The sequence below is a fragment of the Leptothermofonsia sp. ETS-13 genome (assembly GCF_049200465.1).
Classification (GTDB): domain Bacteria; phylum Cyanobacteriota; class Cyanobacteriia; order Leptolyngbyales; family Leptolyngbyaceae; genus Leptothermofonsia.
On record NZ_CP120836.1, the window covers coordinates 416543 to 443429 of the forward strand.

Consider the following 26887-nt stretch of genomic DNA (forward strand, 5'->3'; position numbering starts at 1 on the left):
ATCTACCCTATTTAGGGTGTGAATTTAGTGTGTGAGCAAGAGAGCCTGTGAACGAACCCAACAAGACACCGCCTAGGCCCGCAACGTCCCCATCGCCTCTAAGAAAGCTACCCACAAAACCCAGAAAGTTTCGCTGGCTCTGGGCGCTCTTTGGTTTGACAGGGATTGCGATGATCTCTGCAACAGCGGGGGCGCTAGTGGCTGTCACGCTTTCAAGTACACCCTTGATGCAGCGCAAGCTAACTGCGGAAGAGGCATCGGTGTTTGCTAAGGGTGATCGCATCTCCACCAGTGCCACCCTCCAGATGCCAGAACTGACCCGTCCTGTTAATATCCTGGTTCTGGGTGTCAAAGTCCTCACTACCGACGTAGATTCTCCTCCTCCAGAGTTGTCAAAGCTGGGATACCATGCCCTTGTCAACTCCTTCGACGGGCTGACAGACACGATGCTCTTGCTTCGGTTTAACCCAGAAACTAAAAAGTTAATCGTTCTTTCCATCCCCAGAGACACCCGTACTCACATTCCTGGCTATGGCACCGCTAAAATCAATGCGGCCAATGTTTATGGAGGTCCTGCTCTAGCGGCAAAAACAACTAGCGAGCTACTAGGTGGAATTGGCATTGATCGCTACGCCACCATCAATGTCCAGGGTGTTCAGGCGCTGATTGATACCCTGGGTGGTGTCAATGTCTACGTGCCAAAGGATATGAAATATCAGGATGACAGCCAGCACCTTTACATCAACCTCAAAGCTGGCAGACAACATTTGAATGGTGACCAGGCATTACAACTCCTCCGTTTTCGCTACGACGAATACGGCGACATTGGGCGCATTCAGCGGCAACAACTGGTCATGCGGGCACTAATGGAACAGTCCCTCAACCCGGCAACGCTGACTCGTCTGCCTAAAATTCTTCAGGTGATTCAATCCTATATCGACACGAATTTAACCGTTGAAGAACTGGTTGCTTTAGTTGGCTTTGCCTCTCGAACCAGTCGTGCTGATGTTCAAATGCTGGTTGTGCCAGGTGATTTCAGTGAACCAGGACAATACGATGCCAGCTACTGGTTACCCAACCCCACTCGAATTGAAGCCGTCATGGCCCAATATTTTGACTTTGGCTCGGTGGCGCTTCCAACCTCTAGTCCCAGTTCACTGAGAATCGCCGTTCAAGACAGCACGAAGCATATGGGGGCCTCCCAGTTGATGATCAGTGCTTTAAGGAAGGCGGGCTACAGCAATGCGATCGTTGATCTTCCCCATAGCGAACCGTTGAGAGTGACCCGGATTGTTGCCCAACAGGGAGATGAAAAGGGGGCAGAAGCAATCCGCCGTGCGATCGGTTTGGGTGAGGTGCGGATTGAGAGTACAGGAGAATTGGGCTCGGATATCACGATTCAGTTAGGGCAGGATTGGATCCAGAAGCAACCCAACAAGGCAACAGATTTGTAGTTTATAGCTGTCGCCAGGTTACTCCAGGACACTGGGTTTAAGGGGTTGTTAAGAAATAACTTCACACCTTCTCGTGACGAAGTTGGGAACTTCGTCATGCTGTCCCGGAAACTCCCGCTTCCTTGTCTGTTCTGGGACGCTGGAGCTTCCTGAGCAGGGTTGCGAAGCCAGAGCTTCGCAATCAGGGGAGTACAATCTTTTTTATAGCGGTAGTCATTGTGGTTAGGACGGGGTGCAGGGGTGGAACCCCTGGCTGGAGGCGAAGCCCCTACTCCCTCTTTAATTCCAATGTCCTAACGCACCTGCGTAGAGCTATAACAAGCCTTAAGAGACTGCGGGGGCTTCCTAGTCAGGGGTTCCATGATAACACCTGTCACCTGCCAGCCTACTCGCTATAGGAAAAAACCTCCTGCTCGGCTTCAAAAATGTAGTCGTAGTCAAAGACTAAGGAGTGGGGATGGCGGATGATGGAAAAGCCAAAGGCGGTGGTTGTTTCTGTGGTGAAGGTTGCGATCGCCAACTCTACCAATTTCTTATCGCCAATGACAGGTTTTTGGACGTAGTAATCCCGTCTGGCAAAAAACAAATGTTCATCCTTGGGGACAATGATTTTATTAATCCGATGGGTATATTGAATCGGTCGAATATAGGTTTGCAGAAAAGCATCCTGGTTCCGTTGTAGCCGGTACAGCTTTTCATGCTGATGCCAGCTCATACGAAACATCATTTTGATCAATTCAAATCCCAAAATGTAATTGAATACGCTATTGCGTTCTTCCGTACTCATCACCAGCCGCAGAGCAGACTCTAAGTAAAGATCCGGCTGGCGACGCATATCTTGAGCCGAGTGAATGTAAAACTGCCGAATATAGCTTCTCAACAAAGACGTAGACAGATCGGTATCAATCCGAAATTTTTGCAGATGTTCTCTAACTTTTTGTTTGGTATCCCGGTCTTCCAGAACTTTAGAAATGAGTCCATCGGCTGTGTAGTCATCCAAAAATTCTGTCCGCATTTCGGGCGTCGCTGCACACATTAAATGGCACAACGACAGCACGTATCGCCGCTGCACCCAGGGCAAGCTCTCAGCCCATTTCTTTGCTTCAGGGGGTAGCCTTGAGAGAATGCTTTCGGATTCAACTGGCTCAGGCAATTCGATCAGTTCGTCCAGTGGCAACTCCATAGAGAGAAGGAAGAGGATTGTTATAGCGTTAATTATTGCGGTTAGGACAGAGTGCAGGGGTGGAAACCCCCTGGCTGGAGACATCGCCCCCACATCCCCTTTAAGCCCAATGTCCTAACGTGTTTGCGAGAGCTATACCTACTTACATCCTGTTAGTATTCCCATCGAAATCTGGTGCAAACAGGGCTGGCACAGGTGAGGAGGTTGCCATGTAGTCCAATGCTCTCAAGCCCTGGAGCATTACTGAGTGGTGCGAGATTGTTCAACCAGGGGAATGGTTTCGGGAGGAGCGATCGCCGCCCCCCAACTCCCAACTGACTCAGGCCCGGAAGACGTTGGAATACTTACCTGGGCAGGAATGACTGATTTGAATTCGGAAGTCGGTGCTTGCTCAAAAGCGGGTTCAACCGGGTTTGCAGGAAAGACACTCGTCTCTACCTCTTTCTCTAACTCTTTACTAGGGTTAGGTGCAGGAGCATCCTCCAGGATTTTGAGAATCGATTCATCACTCTCTGCCGGTGTACAGGGATTGTCCGCCGCTTGGGTGCTGACCGTGGAACGGTTGGTCCTACGGGAGGAGACACTGACACCCGTTGGTGGACAGGCAGAAGTGGCTGTTTGGTTTTCAAATTGCCGCTGCACGGTTTGTGCGTCTGGACTTGATTCAAACTGTGTGATGACCCCGGGATTACCAGATGCCTCTGTATTCCCTCCTCCTATAGGTCCTCCTGGATTTCCAGGGTTTGTTTCGGTGGGAATGCGCGTGGGGTCAAAGGGGCGATTTTGCAGAGAGGTAACCAGGGTTGCATCGCCCTGTCCACGGACGATCGCCCCTGTTGTGCCGCTTAAGTTTTCGGGAAAAGCGCCAGGCGGAAACAGAGTGGAAAAATTATCGAAGTTTGCGATCGGATCGCTGCCCGGAGCATTCACTGCGATCGTGTGATCGTTGTTCGGACCCACAACAAACTGGGCACTGGGAATACTACCCGTTCCTTGAATCTGGACCTGTCCACCACCAATAGTTCGGGCTTCACCACCGTGTTGAATCCGAATTGGAGCCGGACCCGAGTCGGGACTGGCAAACAGGCTGGCGGGCAGATCAATAAAGATCTGAGCCCCCCCAATCAAACCCTGATCAACAAAGGATTGGGGATTTCCTTGCGAAAGGAATTGAATCAATTCTGCATCCTCCACCGGGTCTAGAACCAGTCGCAGAAATGCCGTGAACGTATCCGTTGCCCGGAAATAACGAGCGGCTTCGATATCAATGCCTCCCCCGCCTGCGGAAACAGTTCTGACAATTACATCACCCGTTGTTGCAGTCAATTTTACAGAACTGGTGTTGCCAAATCCGCCCCCTGCCGCAATCTTACCCGTATTGATGTTGGTTCCAACCATTTCGACGCTGCCATTTACCAGCAACGGACCGACGGTGTTGATGTTGCCTGTTACAATGTCAGCACCGAAGATCCGAATATCGCGAGCATTGGTTCGGATCGTATTGTTTGGGTCCATGGAGAAATTACCCGTACCGTTGCCATCCGCATCGGCACTGAAGGTAATGGAACCGCGATTGGTATCATTTCCACCAACCAGTCCAGGGATCTCCAGGATGCCATCCGTCAAACTCTCGATGGTGATGCCATTGCGGGCTTCCAGAACGAGGTGAGCAACACTACCCATCCCCTCCAGTTCTGACTCGTAGATGATAGAAGGTCCCGCATCTGCAAAGCCCACCAGTCCATTATCACCCGCTGGATTATTGCCAAAGGCATTGTTTGCGGCACCATTGTCGTCTCCATCCCCCGTGCCGTCGCGGATCACAATACTCTCTGGATCGAGCAGCAGCGTACCCGGAGATCCTTTCACAGCACGCAGATCAGCAGTGCCACGGTAGTTTAAGGTCTGTTTTCCAGAGACCTCGGCCAACCCGCCATTCCCGCTCTTTGCCCCACCACGGGCAGTAATGGAGCCGTGAAAATGGGTCGTGTTGTCTGCCCAAACAATGACACGCCCACCGTTGCCCTGTCGTATCCCATCGGCCTGAATCGTTGAATCTGGACTGATGTAGGTGAGTTGAGCATTAGGAACGGTGCCCTGCCCCCGGTAATCACCGCCAATCAGGACGGTGCCGCCGCCACTATCACCGGAAGCGTTGATGGTAACCGTTTGGAGCGCGACGCGATCGCCCAATACCTGAACCCCACCCCCCACCTGTCCAGAAGCTGTTGCTGAAACATCCACCTGACCAGCGACAACGGTAGTTCCAGCTTCTGGGGTAATCCGCAAGCCTGAACCTGTAAGCGATACAGTGCCATCGTGATTCGCAATTATCCCGGTTGCATTGCCTCCCTGCCCACCAGTCAACAATTCCGGAAGGGAGAAGATTGGTTTGTCAAAGGACTCTGGAGCGCTGACGCTGGCTGAAAGGGGACGGACTTCCAGACTCAACATCTGTCCGGACTGGCTGATGCGGATGAGGCTTTCTCCAGATACTGCCGCGATCGCCACCTGCCCTCCCGGTGCTGAAAGGTGGCCATTATTAATGACTGTGCCACCCAGGAGAGTGAGAGCTTGTCCCTGCCCAACGGCTAAATTCCCTTCATTGGCGATCGCCCCTGGTTGCGGCATGCTAAGGGCAAAGGTGTTGGGAGTTCCTACCAGGGAAGCATACTGATTCTCACCAACAGCATTGAACCAGCCCCCACACTCCCCACCCGATACCCCACACCCAAACCCGATCCCATTCGCTGTTGTCGCCGTAAACGACCCTGGCACATTCAAACTGGCATTTGCTCCAAAAATAATGCCCGCCGGATTCATCAGGTACAGATTGGAGTTGCCGCCTGTGACCTTGACCAGGCCGTTGATCACAGAGGCTTCCCCCCCCGTAACCCGTCCCAAAATATTCTGAATGGAAGGGTTGGAGAGGAAATTGGCAATTTGCCCCTGATTCAGCCCAAATTGCTGGAAGCTATGGAATAAGTTTGCTCCGGCTCGTGTGCCACCCGTGATATCAAAGGTGTTGCCACTCTGATGGACTTGGGTTCGGGCACCATCTCCGGCTCCAGTAATTTGAGCCTGAGCCTGCATAACTTCTGTAAATGCGGCTGCAATCAATAATGCACTAAGAATACGAAGTGTAACTTTCATGGGAATTACCAAAGGAGCAACTTAACCGACGATTCAATCAGAATCGAAGCGCCTGGAATCGTTAAACAAGTAGAACCTGGCGTAAACTGGCTACCATTCGCGACATCTATAGCAATCCTATTTGGATTGTGAGAAGGAGTTCCGCAGGAACTCCTTCTCACAAAGCCTCTCCAGCTCACAACTGAATTAGGACCGCTATGGTACAGCAAAACGAAAGTGTTGTTGGGGGTTTGGGAGTGGAACCCTTGCTTGGGGGCGAAGTCTCCCAACCCCCATGTTGCAAAATTTAGTGTTTGCAACACTAGAACCTGACACCCTTTATGATTGCTGACTTACGCTGCTAGTAAGACTGCCCCTGATTGTGAAAGATAAAGTCTGCGGATGACTATTACCCTAGCAGGTACTATTCCCTGGCAGGTACTATTACCTTGGCAGGTACTATAGCGTTCACAAATAGTTTGTGAACAAGGGGGACGAAGCCCCCACGCAGGGGGGAACCCCTGCACCCCATTCAAATTTCAAGAAAGATCGCTAATCCATCCACTTCAGTATATATACCCAGAATATAGGTTCCGTTTCTCTTTACTCAGCTTCACACAAGCGTGTTTCACCCAATCAAAATGACAAAACTGGGATGCGTTTCATTTTGACCTTGCTTGTTACAAAAACTGTAACCAATCAGGGTTTCAGGAACTTCAGGTATTCTTCTTATCGTCATGCTTAATGTAGCGACCCTGGATCGCTCGCATCAATTATGAATCAGTTGTGATAGTACCTGTTGACAAAAAAAGAAACCCATGAAACCAATGATTGATTTACTTAAAACCTCTGGTACCATTCATCTTTCTAAGAAAGCGGTTCTTATTCTTGCGTTTGCAAGTTTCCTCTCCGGTGGTTTAGAACTTACCCAAACCCAATCTGCAAACGCCCGCAGGCTGGAATGGCCTGCTCAAATCAGCCAAGGCATTCCTACTCAAGAGTTGCGCCATCGGGGCCTGTCTGGATCAATTTCTCAGGCTGTGTTGCGGGATGCGTCCCGGCGATCGGGCATCCCGGTAGGCCGGTTGAGAATTGTTCAGGCAACACCAAGGACGTTTAGCAACCTCTGTCAATTCAACTTTGGTGAAGTTTGTACCTACGAGTACCGTCCCATTCGAGGGTGGGAAATTGTTGTTCGGGGAGGAAACCAATCCTGGACTTACCATGTCGATCGCACTGGTTCCCGTATCGCCATCGATCCCAACAGTGGTGGCTCAACAGTCAATCTTCCCATCCCGGCACGTAACGCGGTTCTAAGGGATGCGTCTCGGAGAGCAGGCTTACCAGTCAACGCGGTGCAAATCACTCGCGTCACTCCCAGAACCTTTGGCAACCCCTGCGAGTTTAACTTTGGTAAAATTTGCACAAAGGAATACAACCCGGTGGAGGGCTGGGAAGTGATGGTACAGGTAGGGGGAGAATCCTGGAGGTATCACGTTAGTCGCTCCAATTACCAGGTAGTGCTGGATCCGGGGCTTGGAGGAAGCAGCGCTAATTTACCCTATGCCGTAGAGCAAGTCGTATTACAGGATGCCTCTCGCCGTTCGGGGCTGCCGGTTTCCTATCTGCAAATTACCCAGGCAACCCCTAAAACCTTTGGCAATCCCTGCATTTTTAACTTCGGTGAAATTTGCACGCGAGAGTATCGACCCATTGAGGGCTGGGAGGTGGTTGTCCAGGTGCGGCGGCAATCCTGGATCTATCATGTCGATCGCACAGGTTCCCGAATTGCCCTGGACCCCAATCTTGGGTTTGCCACCGGTGGTGCAAGATTTTTTAGATGGAGGAATTATAGCGGTAGTCATTGTGGTTAGGACAGGGTGCAGGGGTGGAACCCCTGGCTGGGGCCGAAGACCCCACTCCCTCTCTAATTCCAATGTCCTAACGCACCTGCGTAGAGCTATAATCCGGACTTCTGGATGCTTCGCAACAAAACTTTAGGTCAATCGGTATAGAATTAGACCCATATCTTTCCATTGGGTTTGTAATTTAAATAATTGCCTTTTCCAATTTCGGCTAACGAAGCTGATGGATGCTCTTCCCACTTTGGCAGGTCTGTTGATTGCGATCGTCGCTGCCTTTCTACTGTTTTTTGGACTGGTGTTAGCACCCTGGCAGGTTCTGCTTTTGCTACTGGTACTTGGATGGATGACCATCTGGTGGCTGATGAAGCGAAACCAGATTGGGAGCTTACTCCAGGAATCTGAGGATCTAGTCACAACAAGCTCTTCAGAACATTCAGATAGCACGGCAACCCCTCAAGTGGGCAAAGATTACCCCCTAGTCTACCGGGGGGCAAGCTATCAGCCCATCCTTCCTCCAGCAACAGATCCCCCAGCCAAAATAATTGAGATTTCTGGAAAGTACCGGGGAAGCATTTGGAAAAAATCACCTGCTGTTGTCGTCAAGCCTACAGAAGTGCGCAAGATTGAAATCACAGGAAAATACCGGGGATGCGTCTGGAAAATCTCAAACAATCAGAAGTAGTTTCACTACCTCTGTCCGGAGACAAGATCCCCGACTTTTTGATTGAACTAGTCAATCTCAGGTCAATCTGACTAGTGGTCTGTCAAGACTGTTTTGATGGGTTGAAAATCCTCAAAACACCTGAGAATTGGGTTTTGTAGATTTGAGTTATCCCTCAAATCTATCCTGACAGACTACTAGTACAGCACGGTGGGAATACGGATACTATTCTGGTTCCCTCCGACTCCCCACTCCCCAACCCAATGGTTACTGGACTGATGCCATCGTCCACTAGAAAGTCGGGGGTCTGGATCTGGCAGAAATCACCTGATCAGATTCGCTAAGTGCTGTTGTTCAAGCAGAACAGTAGCAAAGTATTTCAGAATAAATTACCAGGATATACTCACCGGATTCGCGGAAAAATCATTCTCCATGTTACAGAAATTACTCCCTGTTCTCGCTCTTTCTCTAATTCCTGCCCTTGCCGTTGCCGCCAGTAGTTTACCCAAACCTAATGCCAGTGGGGATTATGTTGTTCGCACGGGGCATCGATTTTGGGTCGTTGTTGACCCCGATCCCCGTGGGGTCAATTGTCGTTGGTCTCCTGCCATGCCCGCCAACTGGTACGATCCTGCCGCCAAACTACCCCCTGCAACGATTGACCAGTGGCCTGTCGTCCGACGTTTCAAGAAAGCGACCGTTTTAACCTCTAATACTTTCCCAGCAGGGTTTGCGCTGATGTTTGACTCACGTAATAAACCCTGGCTTAAGGTGAACGTAGGTACAAAGGAGCAGATTTGTCTGGTACGGGCAAATACAAAGTTTATCCAGCCAGTTGAAGGGAAAAAGTGAAGCTGGATGGGAGTGGATGGGTAGATGTACAGGTTAGGATGGGGCAGCAACCATTAGACAATCGCCTCCAATGTCAACCCGTGAACCAATAGCGGAAGTCCGGATCGAAACTGATAGCATGGGGCCGGTGGAAGTTCCCAATGATCGCCTGTGGGGAGCACAAACCCAGCGATCGCTCTTGCATTTTGCGATTGGAACTGAACGTTTTGGCTGGGGACGGCCTGTAATTCGTGCGTTGGGAATCTTGAAAAAGTGTGCAGCGATCGCCAACGGTGAACTGGGTCAGTTGCCTCCCGAAAAAGTCAACCTGATTGTACAGGCGGCTGATGAAGTGATCGCGGGCAAGTGGGACAGCGAGTTTCCCCTGGTTGTGTTTCAAACGGGTTCGGGAACGCAAACCAACATGAATGCAAACGAGGTGATCTCGAATCGTGCTATTCAACTGGCAGGGGGGGTAGTGGGGTCAAAGCAACCCATTCATCCAAATGATGATGTCAACCGCAGTCAATCATCCAATGACACCTTTCCAACGGCAATGCACATTGCGACTGTTGAACAACTGGAGAATAGATTGATTCCCATTATCACTGATTTGCGCAATGTCCTGGATGCAAAATCAAAAGCCTATGCCGATGTCATTATGGTTGGCAGAACACATTTGCAGGATGCCACTCCAATCACTCTGGGGCAGGTCATTTCAGGTTGGGTGGCTCAGATTGACCAAACCCTTGCAATGGTTCGTAGTACGCTGCCGGGAATTTATGAGCTGGCGATCGGGGGCACAGCAGTCGGTACGGGATTAAATGCCCCTGCCCAGTTTGGAGAACTCACCACCCGCAAAATTGCCGAAGAAACCGGAAAGCCCTTTATTTCTGCTCCCAACAAATTTGCTGCCCTCTCTGCCCACGATGCCATGGTGAATGTCAGTGCCGCTATCCGCACCCTGGCTGGAGCATTGATGAAAATTGCCAATGATGTGCGCTGGTATGCCTGCGGCCCAAGGGCAGGCATTGGAGAAATCAAAATTCCGGAAAATGAACCTGGTTCTTCCATCATGCCAGGGAAAATCAACCCCACCCAGAGTGAAGCTCTAACCATGGTTGTCGTTCAGGTATTTGGGAATGACGCTGCGGTAGCCTTTGCTGGGTCCCAGGGCAACTTTCAACTCAATGTCTACAAGCCAGTCATCCTACACAATGTTTTGGAATCGATCGCATTACTTTGCGATGCTTGCCAATCTTTCAATGATCACTGTGCCAGAGGCATTGAACCGAATGAAAAACGCATCAAACAAAACCTGGACAATTCGCTGATGCTGGTCACGGCCCTCAACCCCTACATCGGCTACGAAAAAGCTGCTAAAATCGCCCTCCTTGCCTACCACGACGACATCAGCCTGCGGGAAGCAGCACTCAAATTGGGTTACGTCACAGCAGAACAGTTTGATGCCTGGGTGAGGCCAGAAAATATGGTCGGTGAGAGAGGGTAAGGGGCAGCAGACCAGCGCGGAATCACAGGCATTCGCCGCAGCCTGTGGAGCTACCTTCCCACGCTCTAAACATCACTAGACTGGGAGAAGTAGGCACCAATGCTAAAACTGGTTGTGTCTTCGATTTGCTTTAAAGTGGAGCGGGTGATTAACTTACCAGCCTCCACCAGAACTTGACCTGTCAGGGGGTGCAGGAGGTCTTGTTCGGCTCGACGGCCAATCAATGCCTCAATATCCTTCAGCGAGTTGATATACATACCCGGTGGCAGTTCAACCACCACCCCGTTCTTGAGAACTCGGGCCTGGCAGGCAAGGCGAGAATTTGGTTTACAGGAGGTGATCACTTCCAGGGTGCGTTGCTCTCGTCGATTAATGGGTGAAAGGGCTTCCATGCCTTCTTGCACATACACGTGGCAGGTGGCGCACATTCCCCTGCCGCCACACTCTTTCAACACATCCAGGTCTTTATTAATCAGAACGGATAGAAGGTTGCCGTTCGTTTCAACTGAGGTTTCTTGAGCGATCGGCTCTAATCTAACGGTTTTAGCCATTCGTTTCTCCTAATAGGGAAAAGTAGGAAGTGTGGGCGGGGAGAGAGAAATTCACTCGCTAATATAGCTGGCACTAGGCTGTTGAGGATACTGGGTTGAAGGGGGACGAAGAGGTCCTACCAAGGGTTCATCCCCTGCACTCCGTTCGAAGCCTGGTAGCTATAGCTATATTTTTAATATCGAGATTGCCCAGAGTTCGTGGTGTTCTAGCAGCTTTATGAAGCAACTTGTTACGGGCTGCTGTTGCTACTCCTTTTTAAGCAGGAGGGCTTTCTGCTCGTCATTAAGTGCTTTCTGCTCAACGATGTTAGGAAAGTCTCGGATGACCTGAGAGCAGCGTTTGGTAAATATAGCAACCCATTCCTGAATGTACTTTTGCTCTTGAGGATTGATGGGTTTTTGCTGCTCCTGGGCAGAAAGCCCTGAGAAGGTAAATTGGGCGGAGCGATCAATCTGGAAGTGGCTCAGCCACTCATTCTGTGGGCGAGTAGATTTCCAATAGTTGGCAATGACTTGGGTGCCAAGGTATTGGGTTGTGAATTTACTAAAGTGGTTGAGAGCGGTGAGGAGGTCGTTTAAGGTTGTACTGCTGGAGGGGGGATGGGGGGCAGGGGGTGGGGTGGGCTCTGATTGGGGGATAGTTGGGGCAGGGAGACTGGCCGTTCTGGCTTTGCGGTAACTTGTGCCGGGGAGAGTGACGTTTCCTGCGACTAGCCGGAAAGTTGCGATCGCATTGGTAATGTCTTCTTTGAGGACTGCTTTTAGGTTTTTAATAGTTTTTAGATAGTCTGAATAGGTGAGATCATTTCGGGTTAAAACCAGCAAGATGATTCCATGTTCTAGTCTATAGATATGAACCTGATATCCCGTAAATTGAAAATCGAATGTCTCAAATCCCTCAGGAATGGTTTCCACGACTCGTAGAATACCTTGGGCCAATGCTTCCTTCTGCTGAAAGTTGAGGGTTTGATCTACCCCACAAAAATAAGGGCGAGACCGCCCATCCATTAAGGCAATCCCCGCAATTCCTGGTAAATTCAAAAAGTCCCGGATAACCTCCCGTTTCATAGTTCTTTAATTTACGTTTCAATACAATACATGTCACAAAGTATCGCTGAGGATTTAATCAGTTGTTATGTTTGTTATGTTACGTTTTTTGTCTTAACCACTCCAAATTTCCATAAACAATTTAATTCTCAAGTCTAGCCCCCCTCAGCAGGTTTTACGCTTCGGCTCCTTACATCTTTCAGCTTTAGCAGTATGTCAGACCTTCCTTTTACTCTGGATCAGTTAAGAATTCTCAAGGCGATCGCTGCCGAGGGGAGCTTCAAACGTGCTGCGGATAGTCTGTACGTTTCACAGCCTGCCGTCAGCTTGCAGGTACAAAACCTGGAGCGCCAGCTAGATGTACCTCTGTTCGACCGCGGAGGCCGGCGGGCACAGTTGACAGAAGCGGGGCATCTTCTCCTCAACTATGGGGAAAAAATACTAACCCTCTGTCAAGAAACCTGTCGGGCGATCGAAGATCTGCAAAACCTCCAGGGTGGCACCCTCATTATTGGAGCTAGTCAGACGACAGGAACTTACCTGCTACCTCGAATGATTGGCTTGTTTCGTCAGAAGTACCCTGATGTCGCTGTACAACTGCACGTTCACTCCACTCGACGGACCTCCTGGAGTGTCGCCAACGGACAGATCGACTTAGCTATTATTGGAGGTGAAGTTTCTCCTGAACTACAGGACTCTTTAGAGATTATTCCCTATGCCGAAGATGAACTAGCATTGATTCTGCCAGTCTTCCATCCCCTGGCGAAAGTAGAGACCGTTCAGAAAGATGACCTGTACAAGCTTCAGTTCATCGCTCTCGATTCCCAATCCACCATTCGCAAAGTGATTGACCAGGTGCTGGCTCGGTGTGGTATTGAAACCCGCCGCCTGCGGATTGAAATGGAACTGAATTCGATTGAGGCAATCAAAAATGCTGTGCAGGCAGGGTTAGGAGCGGCTTTTGTTTCCACCACGGCGATTGAGAAAGAGCTGCAAATGGGGATTTTGCACCGGGCAAAGATTGATGATGTGGTCGTAAAGCGAATGCTGTCGGTCATCATTAACCCGAATCGCTATCGCTCAAAAGCCGCTGAAGCATTTTGCCGGGACATTCTGCCGAAGTTTGCTTCTTACACTACTGAATCACAGCGGTACGAGCCTACAAATCATACAAATCATATTGAGACGCCAAAGCCCGTTGCCCCTAATCCAGGGAATCATCGTTTGGTAATGCCAGAAATTGAGTGACTTCTATGGAGCTCTATTGCACTCGTCCGGGTTGCCTCAGACCTGTTAACCATTTTGCTGACTTGGACGATCTAGCGATTCTAAGAACGGTGCCGCAGAAGTACTGTATTACCTGTGGAATGCCGCTTATCCTGGCTGGCCACTATTTGCCGCTCAAGCTACTGGGGCAGGGTGGGTTTGGAGCGGCGTTTCTGGCCCGCGATCGCCACACTTCTAACCTGCGTCAGTGTGTAATAAAGCAATTTCAACCTGCGGGCAACCTGAGCCCCGGGCAACTTCAGATGGCACAGGAATTATTTGAGCGGGAAGGCAAAGCTTTGGAGGAATTGGGCAATGCCCATCCCCAGATTCCTGATTCCTATGCTTTTTTTGAGCTGATAGTTCCCAGTCAACAACCAGGAAAGCAGGATCAGTTTTTTTATCTGGCCCAGGAGTATATTGATGGGCAAACGATGGAAGAGGAGCTGGCTCACAAGGGAGTGTTCTCTGGCCAGGACGTGATGGAGCTGTTACAGGCTATTCTGCCGGTTCTGAAGTTTGTCCATGAGAATGGCTTTATTCACCGCGATATTAAGCCTTCCAACATCATGCGTCATCGTAATGGGCAGCTTTATTTGCTGGATTTTGGTGCAGTCAAGCAGGCCACCAAAGGCAGCACCGGATCCAAATCTACCGGCATTTATTCCAAGGGGTTTGCGCCGCCGGAACAGGTTTCGGGGAGCGAGGTTTATCCTTCAACTGATCTCTACGCTTTGGCAGTCACCTGCATCATGCTGCTGACCGGAAAGGAGCCCAATGAACTATACGATTCGTATAGCAACATCTGGAAATGGCGGATTTATGCCCCTCAGATTGCTGATCCGCTGGCTGATGTGCTGGATCGGATGCTACTGCCTTCGCCCAGTCAACGATTTCATTCGGCAGTTGAGGTATTGGAAGCGCTGAAGCGATCGCCGTCTCCGGCCAGTTCTCGGGTTGCCCAATCCAAAGCAAAGGCTGTACCGTCTACTCCAGCACCCGCTTCACCCACTGTGTTGCCCCAGCCTTCAGTCAATCAACCCCCTGCCACACCACAGGCAAAGCCAGTCAGGCAACGCCCTACAGTGCCCCCCTTTTCGACAATAGAACTTTTAGGTGGAGCAGCGTTTACGGGATTTGAAGGGGGATTGCTGGCAATCGCCCTTGTGAGCTTGTTAGGCACCTCTTTGGTTTCGGCGGGTTTCTGGGTGCTGCTGCTGCTGGGACTGGTGCTGCTTCAGTCGCGCCGGGTGATTGAGCGAGTTGATTTGCTGCTTCTTGCGATCGGAACCCTGGCAACGGTGTTGTTTATTCCAAAACTGCATGGGGTTTTACTCCTGGCTAATGTGGAAACCCCTCTCCTGGTGGTGTTGTTTATAGCAGTATTAGCAGGTTTGCTGGCAGTTACTATCACAACTCTGTTCCGCTTGATTTACAAATTGCTCTCAACATTTCTTTAAGCCCATGACTCAGAAAAACGACATAACGGCTTTGATTGGGGCATTTCTGGTTACGGCAACGTTGGTGGGAGTGGGCTTCTGGTGGCTGACCCAGAAATTGAGAGTGAACTTGATTAACCTCCAACCCACCAATACTTCCCCCAATTCCAATAAACAGACGGGCAGTCAGTTTACTCAAACAGGCTACAACCTATTTTCGGAGGTTCAAAATGTGCCATCTGGTGTGTTTAACTATGGTGGCAGTACGTCCTGGGCTCCCATTCGTCTAGTGGCAGATTCAGAACTCCAGGCGGCTCGCCCAGAATTTCGCCTGCGTTATGTTGAGCCGGTTGGCAGTGCGCCTGGTTCAGGGACAGGGATCCGAATGCTAATTCGAGATCAGCTAGCTTTTGCCCAATCCTCCCGTCCGATTTTGGACTCCGAGTTTCAGCAAGCTGAGCAGCGGGGCTATAAGCTGAAGCAAGTTCCGGTCGCGATCGATGGTCTGGCAGTGGCTGTCAACCTCAGCCTGAACATTCCAGGTTTAACGCTCGATCAACTGAGAGCCATTTACACCAGTCAGGTCACCAACTGGCAGGAAGTAGGGGGACCTAATTTACTCATCAAACCATTTACGCGCCCGGTGACGGCTGGAGGCACGGTTGAACTTTTTGTTGAGGATGTTTTGCGGGGGAGTCCTTTTGGGAAAACCGTTCGAACTGTTTCTACGACGACAGATGCTTTGCGGGAACTGGCAAAAAGCCCTGGTGGGATCTACTTTGCTTCAGCTACAGAGGTGGTGCCGCAGTGTACTGTGAAGCCTTTACCCATGGGTCGTCGTCCAGGGGAATGGGTGCCCCCCTATCAGGAACCCCTGATTGCTCCTGCGCAGTGCCCCAGTCAGCGGAATCAATTAAATCTAGTGGGATTTCAAAGCGGGCAATATCCTTTGACCCGCAACTTGTATGTAGTTATAAAACAGAATGGGCGTGTTGAGGAACAGGCAGGAGAAGCCTATGCTAACTTGCTGCTGACAGGCCAGGGGCAGGAGGCGATCGCAAAAGCTGGATTCGTTAAAGTTCGATAAGCAATGGTTGACCCATAGGCTGGTAGAGTCCTGAGTTTTACGTTCGAATGGATAAACTATCTACGACCACAGACAACACAGAATTCACAACTCTTCTGTTCTGGCGAACACATAACAGGCGATTGCTTGAGGAACGTGACTAAATCGTCGAGGCAGCCGAAGGGTTTGCTAATGAAGTGGCTGTTTTCAATCCAGTAAATTGAAGTGTCATCCGTAAAGATGACCTTTAGGACGCAGCCTTTATCGTGGGCCAGTCTAGATGCTTCAATGACAGGCATTGTAATAACTCTGTTATTTCATTTCTAGGAACTTCGTTTATCCTTAATTATTTTTTAAAATTTTCCTCCTATTTCTTGTGAATCTAGAAATTTTCCTGCAAGCTTTTATCCGCTAAAAAACGGAAATGTAAAAAAACTTTTTATAAATTAGGGGTCAGGAAGATATAAAGTTTTACACACCACTCATGCTCTCTGAAGGTGGAAAGGCACAATAGGAAAGCCTACCAGAGCTTGGATTGCTCAAAAGCAGAACAGCGAATCTTCGAGAGTTTTGCTGAGTTCCGTCATTAATTTCCTATAAATTTTCCCTAAATTTGTCGAATTCGTCGCCCCTGTGAAAAATACATGACCATTCGACCTTTCGTTTTAGCTAATTCATTTTAGTCAAACATCCATGCATTCCATTGTGATCACTCTTTCTGCAGCAGACTAACTAACAGTTTGTTTGTTGATTTTATTTACATAGGATAAAGCATTTTTAATAATGATGAGTCATTTTATATTGCCAAGTCAGGTCGTCTTGCGCATGGCTTGGTCAGAGTTGGGGCCACTGTTTCAAGCGTTGAACCAAGCAGTTGGTGTAAATAGCTGCTATTCAACTGTGTTTGCCTGGGGTAGTGATCGCTTGCTCTATCAGAAATTACACCACCTCTGGCAGCATTCTCATTTTCAGCAATCCGCCATGCTCCCTTCTAGCGCTTCAAAGACATGGCAGATAGTGGTGGATAAACCATCGGCAGCCAATTTGCTAGTTCTAAGCAATAGTCTCAATGTCTGGGTTCAGGTTGAGCCAGAAGCCGGTCTGGATAACTCCGAATTGGTTGAAACCACTCGTTTAAATTCTGAAACCCATTTGAATTCTGAGGCTCATCAAAGCGCTGAACGTTGGAAGATTTCACTCACATTTGACTCGCAAGCGATCGCCCATCTGTTGCAAAATTCAAACATTCCAGTTGAAGAATTGATCGGGATTACTTCAACCTTGCAAACCGGGGAGCAAACCACTGCCCTGCAGCAGTTTTGGACGCACCTGCTACGCCTTCCTCAGATTAGTAGTCAAGAGCGGCCACCCTTGTTACCTTCCCCCGCTCTACCGCTCCCAAAAGACCCTCTGATGCAGCAGGCTCCGATTGGGATTCTCCACATGGGTTTAGATGGAGGTATCTCTCAGGCAAACCCGGCGTTCTGCAAATTGACAGGCTACACCGAAGCTCAACTGCGCCATCTGGACAATCGTTCAATTACCCACCCCGAAGATTTTGCAGTAGAACTGCGGGTGGTGCAACAGATGCTAGAAGAGGGGCACCGACACCAGACCATCCGAAAGCGCTACCGCTGCTGTGACGGTACATTCGTTTGGACTGAAGCTAAACTTTCCCTGATTGAAAATGGGGAGACCGGAGAGGGCTTCATTCTTACGTTTGTCACGGATTTAAGCGATCGCCGCCTGGCTGAGCAAGAGATTCAACAACGCCGTGAGCGTGAAATTCTACTTAATGATATTTCTGCCCAGATCCGCTCTACCCTCGATTTACAAGCGATCTTGCAGGCAGCCGTCGAACGGCTGCGACGGGCACTAGAAACAGATCGGGTACTGGCTTACCAGTTTTTCCCAGACAATAGCGGTGTTTGTCTGGCAGAGGATGTTTCCCTGGCTTACCCGGTTATGTTAGGGCTCAAACTCCCTGCTGAATGTATTCCCCCAACCTATTTAGAAGCTTACCGCCAGGGCCGGCTCTGGAGTACAGCCGATGTTCACAATGCAGGTCTGGCAGACTGTTACCAGGGAATCCTGACTCAGTTTCGGGTGCGGGGGATGATTGCAACGGCGATCGTCAGCATGGATGAGGCACTGGAACCTCAAAAGCGTACCCTCTGGGGGTTGCTGGTGGTTCACCACTGCCGTGGCCCCAGAGCCTGGACCGAAGATGAGCAGCAACTGGTCCGGGCGGTTGCAAACCAGATTGCAATCGCCCTGGAGCAAACCCGCCTGCTACACCAGTTAAAGATTTATACCCATGAACTGGAAGAGCGGGTGCGCCAGAGGACGAGATCGCTGGAGCGATCGCTCAAGTTTGAACAACTCATCCGCAACCTGACTGAGGCTCTGCGCAAAGACCTGGATGAGGACCAGATGCTAAAAGCTGCCGTTCAGGGATTAGTCCAAACGCTGGAGGTTGATGGTTGTATTTCTAGCCTGTTTGATACCCACAGCAATCAGCTAGAGGTTCGCTACGAGTATTTTCAAGAAGCCATCAAACCCCAGCAATCCCTGATCCGGCAATCGTTTCCTTTGAATAATTGGTCTGAAGAGTGCATCCAACACCTGCTGGAACGAAAAACCTATATTATTAGTTTTCCTCTGGTTTCCAGTTCTGATTTAGCCGATCCAACCCTGCAACGTTTCAAAACGTTTCCATCTCTGGAGGAAACCGTTATCGTTTCCCAGGTGATGAGTCCCATTATCGATAATCAGGGTTTGATTGGAGTGCTGACTGTATTTCAACTCCAACTCCGGCAGTTTGAACCCGATGAAGTGAGTCTAATTGAGCAGGTTGCCAGTCAGTGTGCGATCGCCCTGCGGCAGGCTCACCTCTTCCATCAAGAACACGAACAACGCCTCAGCGCCGAATATTTCCGCTCTTTCTTAGACAAGTCCATTGATGTGTTTGTCGAATATGACCCAGAGTTACGGTATGTCTCTATCAATCCCGCTGGGTGTAATCTGATAGGGCTACCCCATTCAGCCATTATTGGCAAAACCAACCGCGAACTGCTAGGCCCCATCGCTGCCACAATGGAATCGCTCATTCGTCAGGCCTTTGAAACCGGGGAAAAAGTCTTTGTCGATCACGAAATCACCCTTCCCCATGGAATTCGTGTCTTTGAAACAGTCTATGCTCCAATCAAATCCCCTTCAGGTACAGTTCAACGGGTTATTGGGGTGTGTCGAGATGTTACCGAGTTTAAGCACCAGTGGCAATTATTAGAAATTCGTAATCATCAGCTTGCAGAGACGACCCGACTGAAAGAAGAATTTGTTGCCACGACCAGTCACGAGTTACGCACGCCTTTAACAGCCATCCTGGGTTTTTCTAACGTTCTACTACAAGAATTTTTTGGTGAACTCAACCCTAAACAAAAGGACTACCTGGAACGCATCCATACCAGTGGACAGCACCTGTTGGATTTAATTAACGACATCCTTGACCTCTCTCGCCTCGAAGCCGATCGCTTGGAACTGGATCTGCAAACCATTTTTGTTCCCGACGTGTGTGAAGGGGTCATTAGCCTGATTCAGGAACGGGCCGTCAACCAGGGATTAGAGGTCAAGGTCAATATCGATCCTGGTATTGACTGGATGGTTGCCGATCCCAGACGGCTCAAACAAATGCTGCTAAATCTTTTGACCAATGCTGTTAAGTTCACTCCAGAGGGCAGCATCGGGCTCACCGTTTATCGTCAGCCAGCCTTCATGAATCCAGTCATTGACACGACCACAACTCCCATAGCTTCTGCCCCCATTGATAAGATTCATTTCCAGGTTTGGGATACAGGCATTGGCATTGCCGAATCGGATCAGCAACGGCTTTTTTCTCCCTTTGCTCAAATTAATAGTTCCCTATCACGTACCCATCAGGGTACAGGGTTAGGGTTGGTCATTACTCGTAAACTGGCAGAACTTCATGGTGGTAGCATTACTCTGGAGTCGAGCCTGAATCAGGGATCAAGGTTTACCATTTCGCTGCCTTTACGAGGGATGGGCAGAGGGGCTAGGGGCTAGTGGTCTGTTAAAACTGTTGTGAGGGGTTTTCAAAGAATGATGGTCAACCCGCATAGTAACAATACTTCTGTCCATTCGACCGTTGCGCCATAGGTGTCACCGGTGTGTCCGCCGAGTTGATGGTTGAACCAGGCTCCAGTAGCAATCGCGATCGCGCCCCCACCCAGCCCTATGATGATTGCGCTGACCCACCCTGCTGGCTGGAGGTAGAGTTGCAAGCCACTCAGCCCTAAGAGCAATAAAAGACTGGGAACGACTTCCCCCATCGAGCGAATGGCCGCTTTATGGAGTGCGCCTTTGCCCCCCGGTCTCAGGTAAGGATAGCGAGCGATCGCCACCAATTGTCCCCAGCGCCCCCACCCTGCCGCAGCCATCAAAGCCAACCAGCGGTTGGAAGTCATATCAGCAAGGGCAACCGTTTTGAGCAACAGAATCGTAACCGCTGCCATGACTCCAAAAGCTCCCGTATGGCTATCTGCCATTACCTGTAAACGGCGCTGAGGATCCAACACAGCCAGCCCATCCGCTGCATCCATTGCTCCATCTAGATGTAGCCCACCAGTCACGCCAACCCAGACTGCCACGATCAAGGCACTGCGGGTTAACAGAGGCATTCCCACCCAGGCCAATCCTTCATCCAACAATCCCAGCAATCCGCCTATCAGCAACCCCACAACCACAATCCAGCGGGCAATACCACTGAACTCTAATCGCCAGTGATGGGGGATGGGAAAGCAGGTGTAAAAGGCGATCGCACCTAGTAGCGAATAGAGCAGCACGATTGCTGTTTTTTGCCACGAACCAGGCTTTCGCTCTTTCGAGATTTTTTTATCTGTCATGGAACTTTAAAGATTTCTGTATCCTGGTTGGCGTATCTTGATGCCCCCCATCGGGATAATCTAGAAAGGACGGTCAATTTTGAGTGCCCCTTGTGTGCAAATCTGATTGGCCAATTCAGTAGATTCCATCAGGAGACAGCTAGAAAACTTGAGATAGAATTGTTTCGTACATTACGAATTCCTAAAACAATCTTGTGTGGGATCCATACCAGGGATGTCTTACTCAACGAGTCCACAAATGCTTGTTGTTGGCTTAATCCATCTTCTCCCATCATCTCTCTTTAACCATCCTTTTCGTTAAGGATCTCGATTTTCGGATTTTCAAAATTTTTAGAGTCCACGTCTGCCCGACTGCTGAAGTACCTCTCACTAAAGCTACGGGCAACTCTAGACCAGAGGCGTTCTCTCCATGAGTCACGATCCAATTCCTCGCAGCAAGCGAATGCCTGCTCCCTGTATTGTTGATGTGGGCACCGTTGTTAACAAGCAGGACATGCAACGGGTACTCGCGGCCCTGAGCCGTGTTCACTACCTGCACACACAAGACGGCATCCTTACTAACGAAGGGGAGGGATACGTCCTTGAGGTCTTTGCTGATCCCCAGCGATCAACGTTGATTGCCAACCATGCTCTTTACATCAACGTTTATAGCTTTGACTTTCTGGAGTTAGGGCAGTCAGAGGACGAGGAACCCTGGTTTGACCTGATCCAGGACGATCGCCAGTTGCGCCTGATCCCCCTTTCCAATCCGTTGCAGGAGCAAACCACTCATCGCCTCAATGTTGCGGCTCTAGAAGCTGTGGTCGCTGAAGTCCTTTCTGCCAGTTGGGATGTGCAGATTGATGACGAAGAGCATTTTTCGTTTTAATCGAGGCACGGCGGGCAAACGTTGAGTACGGGCTTTTCTTTTCAGTGCCAGGCTTATTGCTGTGACACGCACGCGCGGGCGGGCGTGTTCACGACTCCCCATGGACCAGTAGAAACTCCCCGCTTTATGCCTGTGGGAACGCTGGCAAATGTTAAGACTGTCACTCCAGATCAGTTGCGAGCAGCGGGAGCGCAAATGGTGCTGGCCAATACCTATCATCTGCACCTGCAACCGGGAGAAGCCATTGTCGCCAGAGCGGGAGGGCTACACCGCTTCATGGCCTGGAATGGACCGATTCTGACGGATTCAGGTGGGTTTCAGGTGTTCAGTCTGAGTGAGCTGCGGCAAATTTCTGATGAGGGTGTCACCTTCCGCTCTCCCAAGGATGGACAAATCATTCGTCTAACGCCTGAGCGCTCGATTGAAATTCAGAATGCGCTGGGGGCAGACGTAATTATGGCCTTTGACGAGTGCCCGCCCTACCCCGCCAATCGCGAGGAGGTAATGGAAGCTACAGACCGCACTTATCGCTGGTTAAAGCGCTGTATTGTGGCCCATCAACGGATTGACCAGGCGTTATTTGGCATTGTGCAGGGTGGAGTGTATCCCGACCTGCGCCAAGATGCAGCGCGCATGCTGGCCGATCTGGATTTGCCTGGTTATGCGATTGGAGGGGTCAGCGTGGGCGAACCTGCTGAATTGATTAAGCAAATTGTGAAGGTAACCGCCCCTATCTTGCCGTCGGAGAAACCTCGTTATCTGATGGGTGTGGGGACTTACCGGGAAATGGTGCAGGCGATCGCTGCCGGAATTGATCTCTTTGACTGCGTGATTCCAACCCGATTAGCTCGCCATGCCAATGCCCTGGTCAGGGGCGATCGCTGGAATTTGCGCAATGCCAGGTTCCGGGAAGACTTTACCTCATTAGACAAAGACTGCCCCTGCTATACATGCCAAAACTTTACGCGGGCTTACCTGAGCCATCTGCTGCGATCGCAGGAACTTCTGGGCTATACCCTCCTTTCGATTCACAACATCACAGAGTTGGTTCGTTTTACTCAAAACATTCGCAGTGCAATCCTGAGAGGCACCTTCAAGGCAGAGTTCGGGCATTGGCTCTAACTAGTACAGCCAAACGAAAGTTTTGTTGGGGTGCAAGGGTAGAACCCCTTCACCCCGTTCTAAACCTGGTGGCTATAGCTACATGAATCACATCCAATATTGCGAATGAAAAAAGGATCAGAAATAAAAAGCCGGGAAGGGAAAGAATTCTGGATTCTAGCTCCTGATTTCATATTTTCAAACCAGCAGATGAGATGCCAATTTATTAAAAAATATGTCATGCTTTTCAGTCATCTCGCGAGGTCACAGCATGTTACGATATATGGCAATTCTGAGAACTGTACTGGAGAGGTTATTCATCCATGGAAGCTGCGTTGCTCTTAGCAAAACTGCCTGAAGCATACTCCGTTTTTGATCCACTTGTTGACGTAATGCCCGTTATTCCAGTCTTTTTCTTGCTGTTAGCATTTGTTTGGCAAGCAGCAGTTGGTTTTAGATAAAAATAAGGTAATCCGACACCTCAAAAAGGCACCCTACAAAGGGTGTCTTTTGTTTTAGTTTTTTGCCCTGGTTACTCAACCTCTAAATTCTCATTTATATATAGAGGTAGCTACCTGGTTATAGAGGTAGCTACCTGGACCTGCTTTTTAATCCACCAGCTTTTCCAAACAGTCCCGCTCAATGGGGCCGTAGTTCACCCGCACGAATCCCGTGTGTTTCGTCCAGTCTCCAATAAGGCAATAGGAGCCATCCCCATTCACTACCGAAATGGTTGCCTTAAGCCCCCTCTGCATTCCACGAACCAAACGAACGCGATCGCCAATCTTCAAGTCTGCTAATTCAATAGGGTTTTTCATTACTTTTCACCCACTCATTCTCAGTCTTAAGACGGAAGCTTTCTTCATAGACGAATATGGACACAATGAGTTGCCGTCCCATTCCGGATAATCATCTGAAACGAGATGCAGAGATTCACCCATTTGGTTGAGATTTAGAACCTTCAAGGCAACAGGGTCAAGGTTCCTTTGGTGAACCACTAGTTGTTAATGGGTTCAACGGCAGGGGTTTGTTGCCGGGTTTCTAACAGTTCCTTAGCCCGCTGCAGAATGGTAGCCAGCCCAATATCTTTTACCAGGAAAAAGTCTGCCTCTGGAAATAGCCGGGCACTCTCCATATCAACAAACGCTGAAACCATTACCAAAATTGGGCAGCGTTCGATATTTTTCTTCAAATGGCGAATGATGGCGTAGCCATTCAAGTCATTAACTGCCTCGGAACCGGAGGACAGATAGAAATCAATCAGAGCCAGGTCGTAATTCTGGGCTTCATTCAGAAAGTCAGCGGCATTTTCATAAGTTTGCACATCAAATCCGTGCTTACTAAAAAAACGTTTGACCGCGTTATTCCATGCACGGTCATCGTCTAAAACAGCAATTTTATGCTCAGCCATGCCCTCTCCCCCAACGATAGATTCAGTTAGGGCTAATAGACTGATTGTAATACTTTGACAGGCGAGGGGAAGTGGTTTGCTGGGTTGGGAGTGCGATCGCCTCTACATTCCAGAGCAGACACGTGTTTCATCAGATTAAGAATTTCAACAATAGCAACCACTTTTACAAAGAATTTGCTCCCGATACCATCAGTTTATACAAGACCTAGAAAGTTACGTTGAGAGAATAAAGATGCCAGGGGCGGTTCACTAGGCATAATGACTTCCAGCACTTGCTCACAGCTTCGTCCTTGGGCAAACAGACCTTGCACCAGATGCAGCAGGTCTTGGTTCGCTTCCCGGATAAGGGAGTAGAGCCGTTGTCCTACGGTTTGCTGTCCAGCAAAGGCAAATCTGATGTTTGACCTTTACAAGCGGTCTGTGACAGTAATGACTGTGCTAAGTATAGCTCTACGCAGGTGCGTTAGAACATTGGAATTAGAGAGGGAGTGGGGGCTTCGCCCCTAGCCAGGGGTTCCACCCCTGCACCCCGTCCTAACCATAATGACTACCGCTATGTAACTTAGACGGACGTGGCGTTTGATCGATGCCTCGTTGCGGACATGAGCCGCCTCAAAGCCAGTCACTTGCCTGCAAAACTCGTGAAAGACCTCGCACACCCAACAGTCACTCCAGGTTTGAATGACCCGTGCGCTTTCTCAATGCACCGCATCGGTGAGCAAACAACGAGGGGAGCAGCTAAGTCCTCTGGTTCATGAACAAGGACCAGACAGTTGCGTTAGTAGCGCTTGCGCCGCATGGTCTTGATAAACGCCTAACCCCCCTTCACCTCGCTGTTGCAACAGCGTACGTGGAGATGGCAAAAGCTCTCTGGATGGTTCTCACACAATTGGGTGTCCATCCGTTCCACTCGGCACCACTGGCCATTCCACGTCACTAAACATGAACACTCAATTTCGCTCACCTAGTGCTTGCCGCATGCTTCAATCAATTGCGTTAACTCCAGGGTCAACCCCCCGTTGTCAAAGGCATGGTCCGCTTTGGGAAAGTGCCCTTCGGTTTTCAGTTGGTGCACAACCTCAACGACTATCTCGGTGTGCTTGCGATACTGACGTTGGTGGATGTGATGATGAAGCAACTCCACCAATCGCTGCATGGCCTTTCCATCTGCTTGTAACTCGCTTGGCTCGTCATCTTCAGGTATCCTTGCTCTGCCTCGCTAAAGTCGGGCAACTGCACCTCCACCGCTACACTGTCCATCGCTTGAAGATTAGCAACAACTGCTGTGACCACTGTTTGAAATCGACTCATGCAGTGGTTGATCTAATCATAGGAGCGTTTCATTCCGTAGATCTTCAATCCACTCTGGTAATGCGATAGTGTCCAATCTAAGCTAATCACCTCACGCCCTCGCCCCTGATGCCGTTGACCGACCACTTCACGGTGTCGTTGTATCAACTGCTCGCTATCCCATCCCGCTTCAAACACCGCTGCATGCATTGCACGTCGACTGACACGGTGCCCCTCTGGGTATACTTGCTGGGCAGCGATCGCTGGTAAGGTCTTGTTCTCGCTCAGCAACAGACCACTGACATAGCGACTGACATGCTCGAATGCGGCCGTTCGACAAAACACGTCTCGATAGGCGCTCATACCGTGAGCAACGGTGGCAGGGACACCGACAAAGGGAATCATGGGCTGCCTCGTACGCTAACAGGTTCAGCCTAGTACAACTGCTCCTAATCGCTTTTTCTCTATTGGTAATTTGCCAAGTCGTGTAATTTTGGGGCTGGAGGGTGTGAAACCCCTGCCTGAGGGCCGCAGCCCACACATCCCCCTTTTCAATTAAGGATGGCTACCTACTTAGATTTTCAAATAAAACACCAACCGAGAATTTGAATTCAGCGGTTGGTGTAATTAAAATACGGCCAGGAAAAATCATCTGCAATATCGCTCTCAATTTGGCCAATGCATTTCTATTCCGAATCCTCAATTTCTTTTGCGGGTGCAGGCGATTTGGGAGTGGAAGCTGGATCGGATGGGGAGGTGGCAGCTTCACTAGATTCTGAGGCAGGCTTGGGAGCAGCAGGAGGGCTCATAACCAGTGGGGGGATCGGGTTTATTTTCAATGCCTAGCTGATCTTTAGCAGCAGCGATCGCAGATGCAGCTGCACTTTTCCCGATTTCCAGTAAGGATTTACCCGTTTCACTCAGCACCTGATCGGCACTCGGCTTCTCGGTGTTAAGGCTGTTAACCCATCCCCGAAAGTTCCAGCCCGTCCGGTAGCCAGTTTTCCAGATCCATTCACCAAACACCAAAACCAGACACACAACTAGCCAGAGCAGATACCCCGTCTCTTTGAGAATAGTCCAGGTTACAGCCACTGCCTGCTTATAGGTATTAGCAGTAGATGGATCGGTGATGGTTTTTACGAGTTTGTTTGCCTGGGTTTGAATTTGAGTGCTCATCTATGTCTCCCTATTTCCCTAATTACAGCTAGAGGTGCGGGGTTTCCAGTGGGAAAAGACAGATTCAGTTCCCTATAATGCACGACTATTAGTACCTCCAGACCTGTGAAA

The 26887-nt window shown here is 49.8% G+C and carries 23 protein-coding genes; 12 read left to right on the forward strand and 11 right to left on the reverse strand.

Annotated elements, in window-relative coordinates; all coding sequences use genetic code 11:
• Positions 1-170: 170 nt before the first annotated feature.
• Entirely contained in the window at positions 171-1454 is a 1284-nt protein-coding gene (locus P4D80_RS02005; RefSeq protein ID WP_421657183.1) for an LCP family protein, read from the forward strand.
• Positions 1455-1839: 385 nt separating this feature from the next.
• On the opposite strand, the gene P4D80_RS02010 is transcribed toward P4D80_RS02005, so the two are convergent.
• The gene (locus P4D80_RS02010) at positions 1840-2637 is read right to left on the reverse strand and encodes a cobyrinic acid a,c-diamide synthase (protein WP_421657184.1); all 798 of its coding nucleotides are present in this window, start codon (positions 2635-2637) and stop codon (positions 1840-1842) included.
• A gap of 240 nt (positions 2638-2877) precedes the next feature.
• Positions 2878-5790: a filamentous hemagglutinin N-terminal domain-containing protein gene (locus P4D80_RS02015; protein ID WP_421657185.1), complete on the reverse strand. Its 2913-nt coding sequence runs from the start codon at positions 5788-5790 to the stop codon at positions 2878-2880.
• Between the two features lie 797 nt (positions 5791-6587).
• Here P4D80_RS02015 and P4D80_RS02020 point away from each other — a divergent pair.
• From P4D80_RS02020 to fumC, 4 genes are all read left to right on the forward strand, one after another.
• Positions 6588-7643, forward strand: coding sequence for a hypothetical protein (locus P4D80_RS02020; protein WP_421657186.1), 1056 nt, complete (start codon positions 6588-6590; stop codon positions 7641-7643).
• A gap of 214 nt (positions 7644-7857) precedes the next feature.
• Positions 7858-8316, forward strand: a complete 459-nt coding sequence (locus P4D80_RS02025; protein ID WP_421657187.1) for a DUF4278 domain-containing protein — start codon at positions 7858-7860, stop codon at positions 8314-8316.
• 411 nt (positions 8317-8727) lie between these two features.
• Positions 8728-9147: a hypothetical protein gene (locus P4D80_RS02030; protein ID WP_421657188.1), complete on the forward strand. Its 420-nt coding sequence runs from the start codon at positions 8728-8730 to the stop codon at positions 9145-9147.
• 70 nt (positions 9148-9217) lie between these two features.
• Positions 9218-10636: a class II fumarate hydratase gene (fumC, locus tag P4D80_RS02035; RefSeq protein ID WP_421657189.1), complete on the forward strand. Its 1419-nt coding sequence runs from the start codon at positions 9218-9220 to the stop codon at positions 10634-10636.
• Positions 10637-10701: 65 nt separating this feature from the next.
• On the opposite strand, the gene P4D80_RS02040 is transcribed toward fumC, so the two are convergent.
• Together P4D80_RS02040 and P4D80_RS02045 are read right to left on the reverse strand one after the other, a co-directional pair.
• Entirely contained in the window at positions 10702-11187 is a 486-nt protein-coding gene (locus P4D80_RS02040; protein WP_421657190.1) for a 2Fe-2S iron-sulfur cluster-binding protein, read from the reverse strand.
• A 246-nt stretch (positions 11188-11433) separates the two neighbouring features.
• Entirely contained in the window at positions 11434-12255 is an 822-nt protein-coding gene (locus P4D80_RS02045) for a hypothetical protein (protein WP_421657191.1), read from the reverse strand.
• A gap of 192 nt (positions 12256-12447) precedes the next feature.
• On the opposite strand from P4D80_RS02045, the gene P4D80_RS02050 reads away from it, so the two are divergent.
• Genes P4D80_RS02050 through P4D80_RS02060 form a run of 3 tightly spaced genes read left to right on the forward strand, consistent with a single transcriptional unit; the run spans position 12448 to position 16026 of the window.
• On the forward strand, positions 12448-13482 hold the full coding sequence (locus P4D80_RS02050) for a LysR family transcriptional regulator (protein WP_421657192.1): 1035 nt from the start codon (positions 12448-12450) through the stop codon (positions 13480-13482).
• A gap of 5 nt (positions 13483-13487) precedes the next feature.
• Complete coding sequence (locus P4D80_RS02055; RefSeq protein WP_421657193.1) at positions 13488-14960, forward strand: protein kinase domain-containing protein; 1473 nt, start codon at positions 13488-13490, stop codon at positions 14958-14960.
• A 4-nt stretch (positions 14961-14964) separates the two neighbouring features.
• A complete protein-coding gene (locus P4D80_RS02060) occupies positions 14965-16026 on the forward strand; it encodes a PstS family phosphate ABC transporter substrate-binding protein (protein ID WP_421657194.1) in 1062 nt (353 codons plus the stop codon).
• Between the two features lie 56 nt (positions 16027-16082).
• On the opposite strand, the gene P4D80_RS02065 is transcribed toward P4D80_RS02060, so the two are convergent.
• Positions 16083-16304, reverse strand: coding sequence for a hypothetical protein (locus tag P4D80_RS02065; RefSeq protein WP_421657195.1), 222 nt, complete (start codon positions 16302-16304; stop codon positions 16083-16085).
• Between the two features lie 526 nt (positions 16305-16830).
• On the opposite strand from P4D80_RS02065, the gene P4D80_RS02070 reads away from it, so the two are divergent.
• Positions 16831-20088 (forward strand): GAF domain-containing protein, encoded by a 3258-nt coding sequence (locus P4D80_RS02070; protein ID WP_421657196.1) that lies wholly within the window; start codon positions 16831-16833, stop codon positions 20086-20088.
• 29 nt (positions 20089-20117) lie between these two features.
• Here P4D80_RS02070 and cobS read toward each other — a convergent pair whose 3' ends face one another.
• Positions 20118-20927, reverse strand: coding sequence for an adenosylcobinamide-GDP ribazoletransferase (gene cobS / locus P4D80_RS02075; RefSeq protein WP_421657197.1), 810 nt, complete (start codon positions 20925-20927; stop codon positions 20118-20120).
• Between the two features lie 409 nt (positions 20928-21336).
• On the opposite strand from cobS, the gene P4D80_RS02080 reads away from it, so the two are divergent.
• The 3 genes from P4D80_RS02080 to P4D80_RS02090 all read left to right on the forward strand — a co-directional run bounded on the left by P4D80_RS02080 (position 21337) and on the right by P4D80_RS02090 (position 23357).
• Positions 21337-21795 (forward strand): hypothetical protein, encoded by a 459-nt coding sequence (locus P4D80_RS02080; protein ID WP_421657198.1) that lies wholly within the window; start codon positions 21337-21339, stop codon positions 21793-21795.
• Between the two features lie 21 nt (positions 21796-21816).
• On the forward strand, positions 21817-22917 hold the full coding sequence (gene tgt / locus P4D80_RS02085; protein WP_421657199.1) for a tRNA guanosine(34) transglycosylase Tgt: 1101 nt from the start codon (positions 21817-21819) through the stop codon (positions 22915-22917).
• 302 nt (positions 22918-23219) lie between these two features.
• Positions 23220-23357 carry a photosystem II reaction center protein K gene (locus P4D80_RS02090; RefSeq protein WP_223047363.1) on the forward strand — a complete coding sequence of 46 codons (138 nt, stop codon included), beginning with the start codon at positions 23220-23222 and terminating at the stop codon, positions 23355-23357.
• 147 nt (positions 23358-23504) lie between these two features.
• Here P4D80_RS02090 and P4D80_RS02095 read toward each other — a convergent pair whose 3' ends face one another.
• From P4D80_RS02095 to P4D80_RS02115, 5 genes are all read right to left on the reverse strand, one after another.
• Positions 23505-23714 carry a hypothetical protein gene (locus tag P4D80_RS02095; protein ID WP_421657200.1) on the reverse strand — a complete coding sequence of 70 codons (210 nt, stop codon included), beginning with the start codon at positions 23712-23714 and terminating at the stop codon, positions 23505-23507.
• Positions 23715-23893: 179 nt separating this feature from the next.
• Positions 23894-24307, reverse strand: a complete 414-nt coding sequence (locus tag P4D80_RS02100; protein ID WP_421657201.1) for a response regulator transcription factor — start codon at positions 24305-24307, stop codon at positions 23894-23896.
• Between the two features lie 964 nt (positions 24308-25271).
• Entirely contained in the window at positions 25272-25463 is a 192-nt protein-coding gene (locus tag P4D80_RS02105) for a hypothetical protein (RefSeq protein WP_421657202.1), read from the reverse strand.
• Between the two features lie 167 nt (positions 25464-25630).
• Positions 25631-26002, reverse strand: coding sequence for a hypothetical protein (locus P4D80_RS02110; RefSeq protein WP_421657203.1), 372 nt, complete (start codon positions 26000-26002; stop codon positions 25631-25633).
• A 363-nt stretch (positions 26003-26365) separates the two neighbouring features.
• Positions 26366-26776, reverse strand: a complete 411-nt coding sequence (locus P4D80_RS02115; RefSeq protein WP_421657204.1) for a hypothetical protein — start codon at positions 26774-26776, stop codon at positions 26366-26368.
• Between the last annotated feature and the right edge of the window lie 111 nt (positions 26777-26887).